This is a genomic window from Streptomyces sp. NPDC087859 (genome assembly GCF_044742595.1).
GTDB classification, from domain to species: Bacteria; Actinomycetota; Actinomycetes; order Streptomycetales; family Streptomycetaceae; genus Streptomyces; species Streptomyces canus_F.
Window position 1 is genome coordinate 364,880 of the sequence record NZ_JBIUUU010000006.1, and the last position, 17,269, is coordinate 382,148.

The window sequence follows — 17,269 nt, forward strand, 5'->3', positions numbered from 1 at the left end:
GGGAAGGCAGGCGCCGTCAGTGTTCCGTACGCCTTTGTACGGGACGTTCTTCGAGGCCGGTCAAGGCCTTTTGACGAACCGTCAGACCATCAGGGAACGGTCCGTCGGACGGATCGGGGCCGGCAGTTCGCTGGCACCGGTCAGGAAGCGGTCGACGCCACGGGCGGCCGAGCGGCCCTCCGCGATCGCCCACACGATGAGGGACTGGCCGCGGCCCGCGTCACCGGCGACGTACACACCGGGGACATTGGTCTGGAAGTCGGCGTCGCGGGCGACGTTGCCGCGCTCGTCGAGCTCCAGGCCGAACTGCTCGACCAGACCGTTCTCCCGGTCGGTGCCGGTGAAGCCCATCGCGAGCGTGACCAGCTGGGCGGGGATCTTGCGCTCCGTGCCCGGCTTCGAGGTCAGCTTGCCGTCGATGAACTCGACCTCGCTGAGGTGCAGCCACTGGACGTTGCCGTCCTCGTCGCCCTCGAAGTGGGTGGTGGAGACGGAGTAGACCCGCTCGCCGCCCTCCTCGTGCGCGGACGTGACCTTGTACAGCATCGGGAAGGTCGGCCAGGGCTGGTTCGGCGCCCGGTCCTCGCCGGGGCGGGGCATGATCTCCAGCTGTGTGACGGAGGCCGCGCCCTGGCGGTGGGCGGTGCCCACGCAGTCGGCGCCGGTGTCGCCACCGCCGATGACCACGACGTGCTTGCCCTCGGCGGTGATGGGAGGCGCCACGAAGTCGCCCTCCTGCACCTTGTTGGCCAGCGGCAGGTATTCCATCGCCTGGTGGACGCCCTTGAGCTCGCGACCGGGGACCGGGAGGTCACGGGCGGTCGTCGCACCGGCGGCGATGACGACGGCGTCGTACCGCTTGCGCAGGTCGGTCGCCTTGAGGTCGCGGCCGATCTCGATACCGGTACGGAAGCGGGTGCCCTCCGCGCGCATCTGCTCGATACGGCGGTTGATGTGCCGCTTCTCCATCTTGAACTCGGGGATGCCGTAGCGCAGCAGACCGCCGACGCGGTCGGCGCGCTCGTAGACGGCGACGGTGTGGCCGGCCCGCGTGAGCTGCTGGGCGGCGGCCAGGCCCGCGGGGCCCGAACCGATGACCGCGACGGTCTTGCCCGACAGCCGCTCCGGGGCCTGCGGCTCGACGTCACCGCTGTCCCACGCCTTGTCGATGATCGAGACCTCGACGTTCTTGATGGTCACGGCCGGCTGGTTGATGCCGAGCACACACGCCGACTCGCAGGGAGCCGGGCAGAGGCGACCGGTGAACTCCGGGAAGTTGTTGGTCGCGTGCAGACGCTCACTCGCGGCCGCCCAGTCCTCGCGGTAGGCGTAGTCGTTCCACTCGGGGATGAGGTTCCCCAGCGGACAGCCGTTGTGACAGAACGGGATACCGCAGTCCATGCAGCGGCTGGCCTGCTTGCTGATGATCGGCAGCAGGGAGCCGGGGACGTAGACCTCGTTCCAGTCCTTCAGGCGTACGTCGACGGGGCGGGACTTGGCGACCTCGCGCCCGTGGTTCAGGAAGCCCTTCGGGTCAGCCATTGATCGCCGCCTCCATCATCTTCTCGGTGATCTCGGTCTCGGAGAGACCGGCCTGCTCGGCGGCGGCCTTGGCGGCGAGCACTGCCTTGTACGTGCTGGGGATGATCTTGCTGAAGCGCGCCACGGACGTGTCCCAGTCGACGAGCAGCTTCTCGGCGACCGTGGAGCCCGTCTCCTCGGCGTGGCGGCGCACCACGTCGTGCAGCCACTGCTTGTCGGCCTCGTCCAGCGCCTCCACGGCGTTCACGTTGCCGACGTTGACGTTGTCGCGGTCCAGGTCGATGACGTACGCGACGCCGCCGGACATACCGGCCGCGAAGTTACGGCCCGTCTCGCCCAGGACCACCGCGTGACCGCCGGTCATGTACTCGCAGCCGTGGTCGCCCACGCCCTCCGAGACCACCAGCGCACCGGAGTTGCGGACGCAGAAGCGCTCACCGGTACGACCGCGCAGGAACAGCTCGCCGCCGGTCGCGCCGTAGGCGATCGTGTTGCCCGCGATCGTCGAGAACTCGGCGAGGTGGTCGGCGCCCCGGTCGGGACGGACGATGACCCGGCCGCCGGAGAGGCCCTTGCCGACGTAGTCGTTGGCATCGCCCTCCAGGCGCAGCGTGACACCGCGCGGCAGGAAGGCGCCGAAGGACTGGCCCGCGGAGCCGGTGAAGGTGATGTCGATGGTGTCCTCGGGCAGGCCCGCACCGCCGAACTTCTTCGTCACCTCGTGGCCGAGCATGGTGCCGACCGTGCGGTTGATGTTGCGGATGGCGACCTGGGCGCGCACCGGCTGGGCGTCGGTGGCGCTGGACGCGGCGAGGGCGTCGGCGGCGAGCTTGATGAGCTCGTTGTCGAGCGCCTTCTCCAGGCCGTGGTCCTGCTCGATGACCTGGTGCAGCGGGGCGCCCTCGGGCAGTTCGGGCACGTAGAAGAGCGGGGACAGGTCCAGGCCCTGCGCCTTCCAGTGGTTGACGGCCCGCTCCACGTCGAGGGTCTCGGCGTGGCCGACGGCCTCCTCGATGGAGCGGAAGCCCAGCTCGGCGAGGATCTCGCGGACCTCTTCGGCGATGAACTGGAAGAAGTTCACGACGTACTCGGCCTTGCCCGTGAACCGGTCGCGGAGCGTCGGGTTCTGGGTGGCGATGCCGACCGGGCAGGTGTCCAGGTGGCAGACGCGCATCATGACGCAGCCGGAGACGACGAGCGGCGCGGTCGCGAAACCGAACTCCTCGGCGCCGAGCAGCGCGGCGATGACGACGTCACGGCCGGTCTTGAGCTGGCCGTCGGTCTGCACGACGATGCGGTCGCGCAGGCCGTTGAGCAGCAGCGTCTGCTGGGTCTCGGCGAGGCCCAGCTCCCAGGGGCCACCGGCGTGCTTCAGCGACGTCAGCGGGGAGGCGCCCGTACCGCCGTCGTGGCCCGAGATGAGGACGACGTCCGCGTGCGCCTTGGAGACACCCGCGGCGACCGTGCCGACGCCGACCTCGGAGACCAGCTTCACGTGGATCCGCGCCTGCGGATTCGCGTTCTTCAGGTCGTGGATCAGCTGGGCCAGGTCCTCGATGGAGTAGATGTCGTGGTGCGGCGGCGGGGAGATGAGGCCCACGCCCGGCGTCGAGTGACGCGTCTTGGCGACCCACGGGTAGACCTTGTGGCCGGGCAGCTGACCGCCCTCACCGGGCTTGGCGCCCTGGGCCATCTTGATCTGGATGTCGTCCGCGTTGACCAGGTACTCGGAGGTCACACCGAAGCGGCCGGAGGCGACCTGCTTGATGCTGGACCGGCGCGCCGGGTCGTACAGCCGGTCCGCGTCCTCGCCGCCCTCACCGGTGTTGGACTTGCCGCCCAGCTGGTTCATGGCGATGGCGAGGGTCTCGTGCGCCTCCTTGGAGATGGAGCCGTACGACATGGCGCCGGTGGAGAAGCGCTTGACGATCTCGGAGACCGGCTCGACCTCGTCGACGGAGATCGGCCGGCGGTCCGACTTGAAGCCGAACAGGCCGCGGAGCGTCATCAGGCGCTCGGACTGCTCGTTCACGCGGTCCGTGTACTTCTTGAAGATGTCGTAGCGGTTGGTGCGCGTCGAGTGCTGGAGGCGGAAGACCGTCTCCGGGTCGAACAGGTGCGGCTCGCCCTCGCGGCGCCACTGGTACTCGCCGCCTATGTCCAGGGCGCGGTGGGCCGGCGCGATGCCGGACGCCGGGTACGCCTTGGCGTGCCGGGCGGCGACCTCCTTGGCGATGACGTCGATGCCGACGCCGCCGATCTTGGTGGCCGTGCCGTTGAAGTACTTCTCGACGAACGCGCTGTCGAGACCGACGGCCTCGAAGACCTGGGCGCCGCGGTAGGAGGCGACGGTCGAGATGCCCATCTTGGACATGACCTTCAGGACGCCCTTGCCCAGCGCGTAGATCAGGTTGCGGATGGCCTGCTCGGGCTCGATGTCGGAGAGGAAGGTGCCGGCGCGGACGAGGTCCTCGACGGACTCCATCGCCAGGTACGGGTTCACGGCCGCGGCGCCGAAGCCGATCAGCAGGGCGACGTGGTGGACCTCGCGGACGTCACCGGCCTCGACCAGCAGACCCACCTCGGTGCGCTGCTTGGTGCGGATGAGGTGGTGGTGGACGGCGGCGGTGAGCAGCAGCGACGGGATCGGCGCGTGCTCGGCGTCGGAGTGCCGGTCGGACAGGACGATCAGCCGGGCGCCGTTGTCGATGGCGGCGTCGGCCTCGGTGCAGATCTCGTCGATGCGTGCGGCGAGGGAGTCACCGCCGCCGGAGACCCGGTAGAGGCCGGAGAGCGTCGCGGCCTTCATGCCGGGCATGTCGCCGTCGGCGTTGATGTGTATGAGCTTGGCCAGCTCGTCGTTGTCGATGACCGGGAAGGGCAGGGTGACGGTCCGGCAGGACGCGGCGGTCGGCTCCAGCAGGTTGCCCTGCGGGCCCAGCGAGGAGCGCAGCGAGGTGACGAGCTCCTCGCGGATGGCGTCCAGCGGCGGGTTGGTGACCTGCGCGAACAGCTGGGTGAAGTAGTCGAAGAGGAGACGCGGGCGCTCGCTCAGCGCGGCGATCGGCGAGTCCGTACCCATCGAACCGAGGGGCTCGCCGGCGGTCTTGGCCATCGGCGCGAGGATGATGCGCAGCTCTTCCTCGGTGTAGCCGAAGGTCTGCTGGCGGCGGGTGACCGAGGCGTGGGTGTGCACGATGTGCTCGCGCTCGGGCAGGTCGGAGAGCTCGATCTCGCCGGCCTCCAGCCACTCCGCGTAGGGGGCCTCGGCGGCGAGCTGCGCCTTGATCTCGTCGTCCTCGATGATGCGGTGCTCGGCGGTGTCGACGAGGAACATCCTGCCGGGCTGGAGGCGGCCCTTGCGGACGACCTTGGCGGGGTCGATGTCGAGGACGCCGACCTCGGAGCCGAGGACGACGAGGCCGTCGTCGGTGACCCAGTAGCGGCCGGGGCGCAGACCGTTGCGGTCGAGCACCGCGCCGACCTGGACGCCGTCGGTGAAGGTGACACAGGCCGGGCCGTCCCAGGGCTCCATCATCGTGGCGTGGAACTGGTAGAACGCGCGCCGGGCCGGGTCCATGGAGTCGTGGTTCTCCCACGCCTCCGGGATCATCATCAGCACGGAGTGCGGCAGCGAACGTCCACCGAGGTGGAGCAGTTCGAGCACCTCGTCGAAGGACGCCGAGTCGGAGGCGTCCGGCGTACACACCGGGAAGACGCGCTCGAGGGCCTTGTCGTCGTTGCCGAACAGGTCGGAGACGAGCTGCGACTCGCGGGCGACCATCCAGTTGCGGTTGCCCTTGACGGTGTTGATCTCACCGTTGTGCGCGACGAAGCGGTAGGGGTGCGCGAGCGGCCACGACGGGAAGGTGTTCGTGGAGAAGCGCGAGTGGACGAGGGCGACGGCCGAGGCGAAGCGGCGGTCGGACAGGTCCGGGAAGAAGGGCTCGAGCTGGCCGGTGGTCAGCATGCCCTTGTAGACGATCGTGCGCGCGGAGAGCGACGGGAAGTAGACGTCGACCTCGCGCTCGGCGCGCTTGCGCAGCACGAACGCCTTGCGGTCGAGGTCGATGCCGGCGCTGGTGCCGTCGGCGACGAAGAGCTCGCGGAAGGCGGGCATGGTCGAGCGCGCGGTGGCGCCGAGGAGTCCGGGCGCGACGGGAACCTCACGCCAGCCGAGGACGGTGAGGCCCTCTTCGGCGGCGATGGCGTCGATCTGCGCGATGGCGTCCTCGGTGCCGTCCTCCGGCAGGAAGGCGATACCGACGGCGTACGCACCGGCCTCGGGCAGCTCGAATTCGGCCACCTCACGGAAGAACGCGTCCGGGACCTGGGTCAGGATGCCCGCGCCGTCACCCGAGTCGGGCTCGGAGCCGGTGGCACCGCGGTGCTCCAGGTTGCGCAGAACGGTCAGCGCCTGCTCGACCAGCGCATGGCTCGCCTCGCCGGTGAGGGTGGCCACGAAACCGACGCCACAGGCGTCCTTTTCGTTGCGGGGGTCGTACATACCCTGCGCAGCAGGGCGAGCATCCATGAAGGACCACTTCTGGCCATTCCCGGAGTGCTGGGACGGCTGGCGCGGCGTACGCATCGGCTCTCCCGTCGTCGTCTCAAGTGGCATATCTGCGTGCCGAGGGACGACGTTGGCCCTCTGCGTGTGCGCAAAATTTCGTGCAGGTTACATGATGGAGCGGATCTCGGGAACCGGATACCCCGTTCCAACATGCGGACGCCACGGGGTCGCGAAGCGGGTGTCGCGGACGTGGCTCGAAGTATGTGGGACCGAACAGGACAGATCGGTGTCCATCGGCCCAGGGGGCGGGGGGAGCGTCGTCGCCCACCTCGCGGATGCGCGGCAGGCGTCATTGCCCACAGCGCTTACGGCTCATGCCCAGTGGTTAAGCATTCGAAACCAGTGAGTAACGGCTACTTATGCGGCCCAACGCATAAGTTCCAGTCGACCTATCCTACGGCCGTTCCGAAGAGACTGCCCAGGGCGTACGTCACACCGGCCGCGGCACCACCGAGCGTGAGCTGCCGCAGTCCGCTGAACCACCAGCTCCGCGCGGTCACCTTGGCCACCACGGCACCGCAGGCGAAGAGCCCGGCCAGCGCGAGCAGCAGGGCGGGCCACAGCGTGGTGGCACCCAGCAGATAAGGCAGTACGGGAAGCAGGGCCCCCAGCGCGAAAGCGCCGAACGAGGACACGGCGGCGACGAGCGGCGACGGCAGGTCTCCGGGATCGATCCCGAGCTCCTCGCGCGCGTGGATCTCCAGCGCCTGCTCGGGATCCCGCGACAACTGCCTGGCCACCTCGCGGGCGAGCCGGGGCTCGACACCCCGGGCCTCGTAGAGGGCCGCGAGCTCGGCCTCCTCGTCCTGCGGATGCTTGCGGAGCTCGCGCCGCTCGACATCCAGCTCGGCCTCGACGAGCTCGCGCTGCGAGGCGACGGAGGTGTACTCACCGGCGGCCATGGAGAAGGCGCCGGCGGCGAGCCCGGCAAGACCCGTCAGTACGATGGCCTGCTGCCCGACGGCCCCGCCGGCGACACCGGTCATGAGGGCGAGGTTCGAGACGAGCCCGTCCATCGCCCCGAAGACGGCGGGCCGCAGCCACCCCCCGTTCACATCCCGGTGCGTGTGGTTGTCACGGTGCGCCTCGTGCAGTGGCGCCTCGGTCTCGATGATGGCCATGCGGGATCCCCCAGTAAGCTGAGCCAAAGCTAAGTTTGGACTAGTTCTAATTATCGACAACCAGACTCTAGGTGCTGAAATTCCTGCCCGCCAGCAAGGAAAGGCTGGGCTAACCTGCGGGTTTACCGTCGAATGCGCATACGATCAGTAGGTCGCTCAGATGTCGACCGGGTGACGCAGGGGCCTCTGATGCTCTGGTGACGTGTGCCGGTGGGACACATCCGCAAAGGCCCCGCGCCCTGTGCGGAGCCTCTGTAGGAGAGGCCGCGTATGGCATCCATCGCCTGCATTCCCTCGGTCCCGGCACCCGGGGACGCCGCCGGACTCCGCGAGCGGGCCCGCGGCGCACTGCTGGGCCTGGCCGTGGGCGACGCCCTGGGCGCTCCGGCGGAGAACATGAAGCCCTCGGAGATCCGGGCCCGCTGGGGCCGCATCACGGGATACGTGGCCGAGACCCCGGCGGGCACGGACGACACGGAGTACGCGATCTTCTCGGGGCTGCTCCTGGCCCGCCACGGCTCGGCTCTGACGCCGTCCCATGTGGAGGCGGCGTGGCACGAGTGGATCGCGGACCGGGACGAGGGTCCGTTCCGGGGCGCCGGCTTCAGCGAACGCGGCACCCTGGAGAACCTCCGCAGAGGGCTGGCGGCACCCATCTCGGCCCAGCACCGCCACGCCTGGAGCGACGGCCTGGCCATGCGGGCGGCCCCCTTCGGCGTCTTCGCGGCGGGGCGCCCGGCGGAGGCGGCACGGCTGGTGGCGATCGACGGCTCGGTGAGCCACGACGGTGAGGGCATCTACGGCGGCCAGGCGGTCGCGGCGGGCGTGGCGGCGGCGATGGCGGGCGCCCCCTCGATCGCGGTGGTGGCCTCGGCGCTGGCGGTGGTCCCGGACGACTCCTGGACGGCGAGGTCGCTGCGCCGTGCGGTGGCGGTGGCCCACCGGGGCGAACGCGCGGTCCGCTCGGCCGTGGTGATCGGCGGCTACCCGTGGACCGACCTGGCCCCCGAGGCGGTCGCCCTGGCCTTCGGCGCGTACGCGGCAGCCGACGGCGACTTCGTGGACGCGGTCCTGACCGCCGTGAACATGGGCAGGGACGCGGACACGACGGCAGCGGTGGCCGGGGCCCTGGCCGGCGCGACGAAGGGCGCGTCCGCGATCCCGGCGGACTGGGCGGCGGCGATCGGCCCGGCCCGCGGCAGCTGCCTCCCGGCGATGGCGGGCCATCACGTACTGGACGTGGCGGACCGGTTGACGGAGGCGGTACGAGGAGCGGCCCCCGCACCCGAGACCCCCTGGCCGCCCCCGGACCCGACGGCGTTCACGCTGGCGGCGGACGAAGAGCCGGGGGCGACCCGATGAGCGCACATCTTTCAGCCTGTCCGGCGTTTGAGGACGAGGCCCCTTCAGGGCCGACGGGGGTCCAGGGGGCGGAGCCCCCTGGGGGCGGGGTCGAAGGGGCGGCAGCCCCTGGAGGACGGGAACGGGTAGGGGCGGCGGGGGCGACTGCATCGGCCGGCAACCCCGCCCGCCCCCGGCGTATCGAAGGTCTCCTCCTCGGACTCGCCGCAGGCGACGCCGCCGGCTGGCCCGCCGCCAGGCACCGCGCCGCCCGCATGCCGGACTGGACCCGCCGCCTGACCCGCGAACTCGACACCTTCGCCGAACAGAACGCGACGACGACCCTCCCCGTCCCCATCGCCCTGAACCAACCCCCCGAGCCCCTCCGCCTCGGCCCCTCGGACGACGCGGAATGGGCGGCCTTCGCCGCGGAGGCCCTCCTCCGGGCCGGCGACGACACCGCCCTGGGCGACCTCAGCCGGGAACGCCGCGCCAGAGCCGCGATCGACCTCACCTGGAACGCCCTCGCCAGCGAGGTCGCCGCCGCGGCGAACCGCGCCCCCGAGATCGAGTCCGCCGTACTCCCCCTGCGCGCCCGCATCTCGGTGAGAGCGGGCCTCGGCAACCTCGCCACCGGCCTGCGCCCACCCGCCACCGGCCACGACAACCCCCACTACTTCGACGACGCGGCCTGCGTCCGCGCCTGCGTCCTCGCCGCGGCCCACCCCGGCGACCCCCGACGCGCCGCGGACCTGGCCGAGTTCGACGCCCGCTACACCCAGGACGGCGACGGCGTGCACGGCGCGAGAGCCATGGCCGCGGCCCTCTCCCTCGCCCTCACCGGCGCCGACATCCACACCTGCGTCGCGACCGCCCTCACCGAACTCCCCGAGGGAACCGAGATCGGCCGCAACGCCCGCCACGCCCTCAAGCTGGCCCACGACGCCGAGAACGCCTTCGCCCTGATCCCCCTCCTGGAACACCAGATCGTCGACCACGTCTACAGCTACGGCATCGCCGCGGCCGAAACGGTCCCGGTGGCCCTGGCCCTGGCCACCGCGGCGGACGGCCGGATCGCGGAAGCCGTACCGGCGGCGGCCTGTCTCTCCCGGGTCGCCGACTCGGCCCCCGCCCTGACCGGCGCCCTCACCGGCGCGCTGGGCGGCGGACAGGCGATCCCCGCCACCTGGCGGGACGCCTGCCGCACCCTCTCCGGCTGCGCCCTGCCCCGGCTCACCGGCACCGACCTCGTAGAACTCGCCGAACTCCTGGAAGCCACGCAACCGGCCACACCGGGAGGATGATTCGGGCATGACGCCCAAAGAATCAGAAACCAGCCTCGAGGACCGGATCACCGGCGCCCTCGTGGGCGCGGCCGTCGGCGACGCCCTGGGCGGCCCGGTGGAGGGCTACTCCCCCGACCAGATCCTCGAACGTCACGCCGGCCGCGTCCACGGCATCGTCGGTCCCTGGAGCGGCGACGACTGGCGCACCGCCCGCCCGATCGCCCCGTACCACAAGGGCGACGGCCACGTCACCGACGACACCTTGATGACGCACGCCCTGGTCAGGGTCTACGCCAAGGTCCGCGACCACCTGGACGCGTACGCGATCGCGGACCACCTCGTCCCGGACCTCATGACCGTCCCGCGCTGGATCCCGGAGCTCGAACAGGAGGCTCTCCCCCTCCACCGGGTCTTCCTGGCGGAGAAGTGGCTGGTGACCCGCCTCCACTACGGCCACGTCGACCCCCGCGAGGCGGGCGTGGGCAACATCGTCAACTGCGGGGCCGCGATGTACATGGCCCCGGTCGGCCTGGTCAACGCGGCCGACCCACGGGCCGCCTACGCCGAGGCCCTGGACATCGCGGGCGCCCACCAGTCGTCGTACGGCCGTGAGGCGGCGGGCGTCTTCGCGGCGGCGGTGGCGGCGGCCTGCGCCCCGGACGCGACCCCGGAGTCGGTCGTGACCGCCTGCCTGTCCCTGGCGAAGGACGGCACCCGGACGGCGATCCTGAAGGTCTGCGAGGCGGCCCAGGACCACACGGACGTCGAGTCGGCCCTGAAGCCGCTCAGAGAGGCGGTCGCGCCGTACGACACGGTGGGCCCCGACTACCGCGCCCCCTCCCTCGGCGCCCGCCGCCCCTCCCGCCTCCACGCGATCGAGGAACTCCCCGTCGCGCTCGGCATGTTGCTGGTGGCCGGCGGCGACTACCGGCACGCGGTCCTGGGCGCGGTGAACTACGGCCGTGACTGCGACTCGACCGCGACGATGGCGGGCGCGATCGCGGGCGCCCTCGGCTCACCGCCCCCGGACGACTGGGCGAAGCAGGTCGCTGACGCCAGCCGCCTGGACCTCTGGGACCCGGCGACCACGCTCACCGCGGTGACCCGGGAGATCTTCGAACGGGACGTACGCCGCCGTCGCGCCCACGAGTCCGCCTTCAGCGAGATCGAAGGCCCGAGATGCTCCGACTGACCTGGGTCCAGCCCGAGGACCTCCTGGGCCACGAACTCCGCCAGGCGGCACTGGACGGCCGCGAGGCCTCGGTGATCGCGGCGCGTTGGAAGGCGGCGGGCGGCGACCAGGCCCCGCTGCGGGCGGGCGCCTCCCCACAGCCCCCGTCCCGGTATCTCCGGCAACTGGCCAAGGACCTGCTGGACGAACTCGCGGATCTGCCGAGCAGGCTGGAGGACCACGAACCGACGGACCTGGCGAAGATCAGACGACTGTGCCCCGACTGGCCGTCCGGCACCGGCGCCGTACCCCTCGTTCCCTGCTCCCGCTACGAAGCGGCCTGGCTGGGCCGGGCCATCGGATGCCTGCTGGGCAAACCCGTCGAGAAGCTCCCCCTGGAAGCCATCCGCGACCTGGCCGGGTCCACCGGCAACTGGCCCCTGAACACCTACTTCACCGCCCGGGGAGTCCCCTCCGACCTCCTGCGAGCCCACCCCTGGAACCGCCGCTCGGCCCTCACCTCGCTCGCCGAGAACATCGACGGCATGCCCGAGGACGACGACCTCAACTACCCCCTCCTCAACCTCCTCCTGCTCCAGCGCCACGGCAGGGACTTCACCCCCACGGACGTGGCCGGCCTCTGGCTGGACGAACTCCCCGCCGGCCGCACCTTCACCGCCGAACGCATCGCCTACCGCAACCTCCTCCTCGGCCTGAACCCCCCGCACACGGCCCGCCACCGCAACCCCTTCCGCGAATGGATCGGCGCCCTGATCCGAGCCGACGTCCACGGCTGGACCAACCCCGGCGACCCGGCGTCCGCGGCGGAACAGGCCCACCGGGACGCCACCCTCACCCACACCGCCAACGGCGTCTACGCGGCGATGTTCACGTCGGCCACGATCGCCACCGCGACCACCGGCAGCCACGACATCCACGCCTGCCTGCGCACCGGCCTGACCGTGATCCCCCCGGCCTCCCGCCTCTCCCGTGCCGTCCACCACGCGATCCGGCTGGCCCGGCACACCGACGACTTCGACGAGGTCGTGGACGAACTCCACGCCACCTACGCCGACACCCACCACTGGGTCCACGCCATTCCCAACACCGCTCTCATCGCCGCCGCCCTCACCCACGCCGACGGCGACTTCACCGGCTCCATCTGCCGGGCGGTGAGCGGCGGTTGGGACACCGACTCCAACGGCGCCACCGCGGGCAGCATCGCCGGCCTCCTCACCGGCTCCCCCGAGCGTCTCCCCGACCGCTGGACCACCCCCCTCAAGAACCGCCTCGCCACCTCGGTCGCCGACTTCGACGGCACCGGCTTCGACACCCTCGCCCACCTCACCCGCCTGGAGGCTTCCCGCCCATGACGCACATCGCCGTACTCGGCAGCACGAACATGGACCTCGTCGCCTACGTCGCGAAGGCCCCGCAGCGCGGAGAGACCGTGACGGGACGGGAGTTCCGCACGATCCCCGGCGGCAAGGGCGCCAACCAGGCGATCGCCGCGGCCCGCGCGGGCGCCACCGTCTCGATGATCGGCGCCGTCGGCAACGACGCCTACGGCACCCAGCTGCGCTCCACCCTCGAACACTCCGGCGTCGACACCGACCACCTCCGCACCGTCGAGGGCCCGTCCGGCACCGCCCACATCGTCGTCGACGACGAGGGCGGCAACGCGATCGTCGTGATCCCCGCCGCGAACGGCACGGTCGACCACCTCGCCCCGGGCGACGACGGCCTCATCGCCAGCGCCGACGCCCTGCTCCTCCAACTGGAGATCCCCCTGGCGGCGGCCATCGCGGGCGCCGAGGCCGCCCGCGCCCACCGTGTCCGCACCATCCTCACCCCGGCTCCCGCCCAGCCCCTGCCCATCGAACTCCTCGCCGCCACCGACCTGTTGATCCCCAACGAGCACGAGGCGTCCACCCTCACCGGCCGCACCGACCCGCACGCCGCGGCCATCGCCCTCCTCGACGAGGTACCGGAGGTGGTCGTCACCCTGGGCTCCGCGGGCAGCCTCTACGTGTCCCGCTACGCCGAGCCCCTCACCGTCCCCGCTCCCCAGGTCGCCGCCGTGGACTCGACCGGCGCGGGCGACACCTTCGCCGGCGCCCTCGCGGTGGCGCTCGGCGAGGGCCGGCCCATGCGCGAGGCCCTGAAGTGGGCGGCCGCGGCGGCGGCCATCTCGGTCCAGCGGGCGGGTGCCTCGGTGTCGATGCCGTACCGCCCCGAGATCGACAAGCAGTGCACGGCATGAAGGTCCCGCGGGGCACCGCCCCCCTCACCGGCCTCCGCGTCCTCGACCTCGCCACCCTCTTCGCCGGCCCCGGCGCCGCCACGATGCTCAGCGACTTCGGCGCGGAGGTCATCAAGGTCGAGCACCCCTCCAAGCCCGACCCCTCGCGTGGCCACGGCCCGTCGAAGGACGGCATCGGCCTGTGGTGGAAAGTCCTCGGCCGCAACAAGCGCACGATCACCCTGGACCTCTCCAGGCCGGGCGGCCGGGCGACCCTCCTGCGCCTCGCCGCGACCGCGGACGTCGTCATCGAGAACTTCCGCCCCGGCACCCTGGAGAAATGGGACCTGGGCTGGGACGAACTCTCCGCGGCCAACCCCCGTCTGATCCTCACCCGCGTGACCGCCTTCGGTCAGTTCGGCCCCTACGCCCACCGCCCCGGCTTCGGCACCCTCGCCGAGGCGATGAGCGGCTTCGCCGCGATCACCGGCGAACCGGACGCGCCCCCGACGCTCCCGCCCTTCGGCCTCGCCGACTCCATCGCGGGCCTCGCGACGGCGTACGCGGTGATGACAGCGCTCGCCGCGCGCGACCGCACGGGCGAGGGCCAGGTCGTGGACATGGCGATCATCGAGCCGATCCTCATGGCCCTGGGCCCGCAGCCGACCTGGTACGACCAGCTGGGCTACGTCCAGGAACGCTCCGGCAACCGCTCCGCCAACAACGCCCCGCGCAACACCTACCGCACCGCGGACGGCAGCTGGGTCGCCGTCTCCACCTCGGCCCAGTCGGTCGCGGAACGCGTGCTGCGTCTGGTGGGCCGCGAGGACCTGATCACCGAGCCGTGGTTCGCCACGGGCGCCGACCGGGCCCGCCACGCCGACGTCCTCGACGAGGCGGTCGGCACCTGGATCGCCGAACGCACCCGCACGGAGGTCCTGGCGGCCTTCGAGAAGGCGGACGCGGCGGTGGCCCCGATCCAGGACGTCCGGGACGTGATGACGGACCCCCAGTACGAGGCCCTGGACACCATCACCACGGTCGCCGACCCCGACCTGGGCCCCCTCCGTATGCAGAACGTCCTCTTCCGCCTCTCCGACACCCCCGGCGCGATCCGCTGGACGGGCCGCCCGCACGGCGCGGACACCCAGGAGGTCCTGGCGGAACTGGGTCTGACCGAGGGCGAGTTGGCTAGGCTGCGCGAGGAGGGCGCGGTATGACACCGCTCACCTGGCTGTACGTCCCGGGCGACCGTCCCCCGGTGGTGGCGAAGGCCCTGACAGCCGGCGCCGACGTCGTGGTGATCGACCTCGAGGACGCGGTGGCCCCCGACCGCAAGGACTACGCCCGTGACGCCACCGCGGAACTCCTCGCCGAGCCGCAACCGCAGCCCGTCCACGTCCGGGTCAACGCCCTGGACGGTCCCCTCGCGGCCGCCGACCTGAAAGCCCTGGCCGCCCTCCCCGGCCTGGCCGGCCTGCGTCTGCCCAAGGTGACCTCCGCGGAGCAGATCACCCGCATCGCCGCACACACGGCCCCCACCGCCGAAGGCGCCCTCGCCCTGTACGCCCTCCTCGAAACAGCGCTCGGTGTGGAGCGCGCCTACGACATCGCCGCCGCCCACCCGTCGCTGCGCGGCATCGCCCTGGGCGAGACGGACCTACGGGCCGACCTGGGCGTACGGGACGACCCCGGCCTCGACTGGTCCCGCTCCCGAGTGATCGTGGCGGCCAGAGCGGCGTCCCTCCCTCCCCCGCCCCAGTCGGTCCACCCCGACATCCGCGACCTGGAGGGCCTGGCCGCCTCCTGCGCCCACGGCCGCACCCTGGGTTTCCTGGGCCGGGCCGCCATCCACCCCCGCCAGCTCCCGGTGATCGAACGGGCCTACCTCCCCACGGCATGGGAGATCGAACAGGCGGAAACGATCGTGAAGGCGGCAGCGGTGGAACGGGGAGCCCAGGCTTTGCCCGACGGCCGGTTCATCGACGCGGCGGTGGTGGCGACGGCACAACGCACCCTGTCCCTGGCCCACCGGATCTGATCCCGTACGACGATGAGGGGCGCCCTGGATCCAGGGCGCCCCTCATCGTCGTACGACGGATTCTCAGGTCTTCTTCGCGGACTCCGCCTCGTCCTTGGCGTCGTCCTTGACGTCGTCGTTCGCCTCTTCCGCGGCCTCGGCGGAGTCGGCGTCCTCGGCCTTCTCCTCAGCCGCGGTCCCTCCGTCGGAACCGTCGGCCTCGGGTTCCACGACCTCTTCCCGGCCCGGCCGCTTGTTCGCCGACACCACGATGTAGACCACCGCGAGCAGGAACACGACCAGCGCGGTCCAGTTGTTCAGGCGCAGGCCCAGGATGTGGTGGGCGTCGTCGACGCGGAGGTACTCGATCCAGAACCGGCCCACGCAGTACGAGGCGACGTACAGCGCGAACGCCCGCCCGTGCCCGAGCTTGAAGCGGCGGTCGGCCCAGATCACGAGGACGGCGACGCCGATGCACCACAGGGACTCGTACAGGAAGGTCGGGTGGTAGTAGCCCGGCACCCGGCCGTCCGTCGAGGACGTGATGTGCAGGGCCCACGGGAGGTCCGTCTCCCGCCCGTACAGCTCCTGGTTGAACCAGTTGCCCCAGCGGCCGATCGCCTGGGCGAGGGCGATGCCGGGGGCGATGGCGTCGGCGTAGGCCGGCAGCGGGATGCCCCGGCGGCGGCAGCCGATCCAGGCGCCCAGGGCACCGAGCGCGATCGCGCCCCAGATGCCGAGACCGCCCTCCCAGATCTTGAAGGCGTCCACCCAGTCACGGCCCTCGCTGAAGTACAGCTCGTAGTCCGTGATCACGTGGTAGAGCCGGCCGCCGAGCAGACCGAACGGCACGGCCCAGACGGAAATGTCGGCCACCGTGCCGACCCGCCCGCCCCGGGCGATCCAGCGCTTGTTGCCGAGCCAGACTGCGACGAAGACGCCGATGATGATGCAGAACGCATAGCCGCGCAGCGGAATGGGGCCGAGGTGGTAAACCCCGTGCGACGGGCTGGGAATGTAGGCAAGTTCCATGGCAGGTCCGACGCTACCGTGCCGGGCACCGCCCACGGCAGGCAGCCCGGCTACGGGTCCATAACGGGAGGGTCGGAAGGCTCTTACCCCTTGTTCGCCTCCAGCACCTGCTTCTTCAGCTTCGCCGGGGTCATGGTCTGGTCCTGATAGATGTTCTTGCCGTCGAGGAGGACGGTCGGGGTGCCGGAGAATCCGCCGTTGCGGAAGGCCGCCGCGGACTTGTCGACCCAGGTGTTGTGGGTGCCGTCCTCGACACAGGTACGGAACGTGGTCGTGTCCAGGCCGTCGACCTTCTTCGCCAGCTCGATGAGCTTGCTGTCCTTGGCGAAGGCGTCGTCGGTCTCCTGCGGCTGGTTCTCGTACAGCACGTCGTGGTAGGCGGTGAACTTGCCCGCGTCCTGGGCGCAGGCCGCCGCGTTGGCCGCCTTGCGGGAGCCGGAGCCGCCCATGTTGCCGTCGATGATCGTCGCGAGGTGGTACTGCACCTTCAGCTCGCCGGAGCCCGTCAGCTCATGGATCGTCGAGCGGTAGGCGTCCTCGAAGGACTTGCAGGCCGGGCAGCGGAAGTCCTCCCAGATCGTGAGCGTGGACTTGGCGTTCGCCTTCCCGACCGGGATGGCGAGGTTGTCGTCGCCGTTGGCCCCCGAGGGCGCCACGACCGGGCCGTCCGCGGAGTCGCCGGTGTCGTCCTTGCCCGCGTTGGCGGCGACCACTCCGATCACCGCCGCGAGGCCCAGGACACAGACCACGCTCGCACCCACGATCAGCGTCCGCCGTCGCTTCTCCGCGGTCTTCTGCTTCTCTCGCTCGACCGCCAGCCGCTCGCGGGCGGTGCGCTTTCCCTCACGGTTCTTCTCGCTCACACCCGCAGAACGAACCGGGGAGGCGCACCGCGCCTCCCCGGTCCCAGGTCCACCCGTTCGAGTGACCCGTACGAAATG

12 protein-coding genes are annotated in these 17,269 nt (G+C 71.3%); 7 read left to right on the forward strand and 5 right to left on the reverse strand.

What is annotated here, in order from left to right:
* Positions 1-81 precede the first annotated feature (81 nt).
* The 3 genes from ACIOHP_RS17010 to ACIOHP_RS17020 all read right to left on the reverse strand — a co-directional run bounded on the left by ACIOHP_RS17010 (position 82) and on the right by ACIOHP_RS17020 (position 7,236).
* A complete protein-coding gene (locus ACIOHP_RS17010; RefSeq protein ID WP_361545108.1) occupies positions 82-1,542 on the reverse strand; it encodes a glutamate synthase subunit beta in 1,461 nt (486 codons plus the stop codon).
* Positions 1,535-6,133 (reverse strand): glutamate synthase large subunit, encoded by a 4,599-nt coding sequence (gltB, locus tag ACIOHP_RS17015; RefSeq protein WP_401888170.1) that lies wholly within the window; start codon positions 6,131-6,133, stop codon positions 1,535-1,537. Before gltB ends, ACIOHP_RS17010 begins: the two co-directional genes overlap by 8 nt.
* 371 nt (positions 6,134-6,504) lie before the next feature.
* Positions 6,505-7,236, reverse strand: a complete 732-nt coding sequence (locus ACIOHP_RS17020) for a VIT1/CCC1 transporter family protein (protein ID WP_361545114.1) — start codon at positions 7,234-7,236, stop codon at positions 6,505-6,507.
* 270 nt (positions 7,237-7,506) lie between these two features.
* Here ACIOHP_RS17020 and ACIOHP_RS17025 point away from each other — a divergent pair, with 270 nt between their 5' ends.
* The 7 genes from ACIOHP_RS17025 to ACIOHP_RS17055 are packed head-to-tail and all read left to right on the forward strand — an operon-like array spanning position 7,507 to position 15,317.
* Positions 7,507-8,598, forward strand: coding sequence for an ADP-ribosylglycohydrolase family protein (locus ACIOHP_RS17025; RefSeq protein WP_401888173.1), 1,092 nt, complete (start codon positions 7,507-7,509; stop codon positions 8,596-8,598).
* Positions 8,595-9,881 (forward strand): ADP-ribosylglycohydrolase family protein, encoded by a 1,287-nt coding sequence (locus ACIOHP_RS17030; RefSeq protein WP_401888176.1) that lies wholly within the window; start codon positions 8,595-8,597, stop codon positions 9,879-9,881. Before ACIOHP_RS17025 ends, ACIOHP_RS17030 begins: the two co-directional genes overlap by 4 nt.
* A 7-nt stretch (positions 9,882-9,888) precedes the next feature.
* Complete coding sequence (locus ACIOHP_RS17035) at positions 9,889-11,055, forward strand: ADP-ribosylglycohydrolase family protein (protein WP_401888179.1); 1,167 nt, start codon at positions 9,889-9,891, stop codon at positions 11,053-11,055.
* A complete protein-coding gene (locus ACIOHP_RS17040; protein ID WP_401888182.1) occupies positions 11,043-12,407 on the forward strand; it encodes an ADP-ribosylglycohydrolase family protein in 1,365 nt (454 codons plus the stop codon). The genes ACIOHP_RS17035 and ACIOHP_RS17040 overlap by 13 nt, the downstream gene beginning before the upstream one ends.
* Complete coding sequence (gene rbsK, locus ACIOHP_RS17045) at positions 12,404-13,297, forward strand: ribokinase (protein WP_401888185.1); 894 nt, start codon at positions 12,404-12,406, stop codon at positions 13,295-13,297. Before ACIOHP_RS17040 ends, rbsK begins: the two co-directional genes overlap by 4 nt.
* Entirely contained in the window at positions 13,294-14,496 is a 1,203-nt protein-coding gene (locus tag ACIOHP_RS17050; protein WP_401888187.1) for a CaiB/BaiF CoA transferase family protein, read from the forward strand. The genes rbsK and ACIOHP_RS17050 overlap by 4 nt, the downstream gene beginning before the upstream one ends.
* Positions 14,493-15,317 carry an HpcH/HpaI aldolase/citrate lyase family protein gene (locus tag ACIOHP_RS17055; RefSeq protein WP_401888190.1) on the forward strand — a complete coding sequence of 275 codons (825 nt, stop codon included), beginning with the start codon at positions 14,493-14,495 and terminating at the stop codon, positions 15,315-15,317. The genes ACIOHP_RS17050 and ACIOHP_RS17055 overlap by 4 nt, the downstream gene beginning before the upstream one ends.
* 63 nt (positions 15,318-15,380) lie before the next feature.
* Here the strand turns inward: ACIOHP_RS17055 and lgt are convergent, their stop codons facing one another.
* Positions 15,381-16,328 (reverse strand): prolipoprotein diacylglyceryl transferase, encoded by a 948-nt coding sequence (lgt, locus tag ACIOHP_RS17060; RefSeq protein WP_401888192.1) that lies wholly within the window; start codon positions 16,326-16,328, stop codon positions 15,381-15,383.
* 83 nt (positions 16,329-16,411) lie between these two features.
* Entirely contained in the window at positions 16,412-17,191 is a 780-nt protein-coding gene (locus ACIOHP_RS17065; RefSeq protein WP_401888195.1) for a DsbA family protein, read from the reverse strand.
* Between the last annotated feature and the right edge of the window lie 78 nt (positions 17,192-17,269).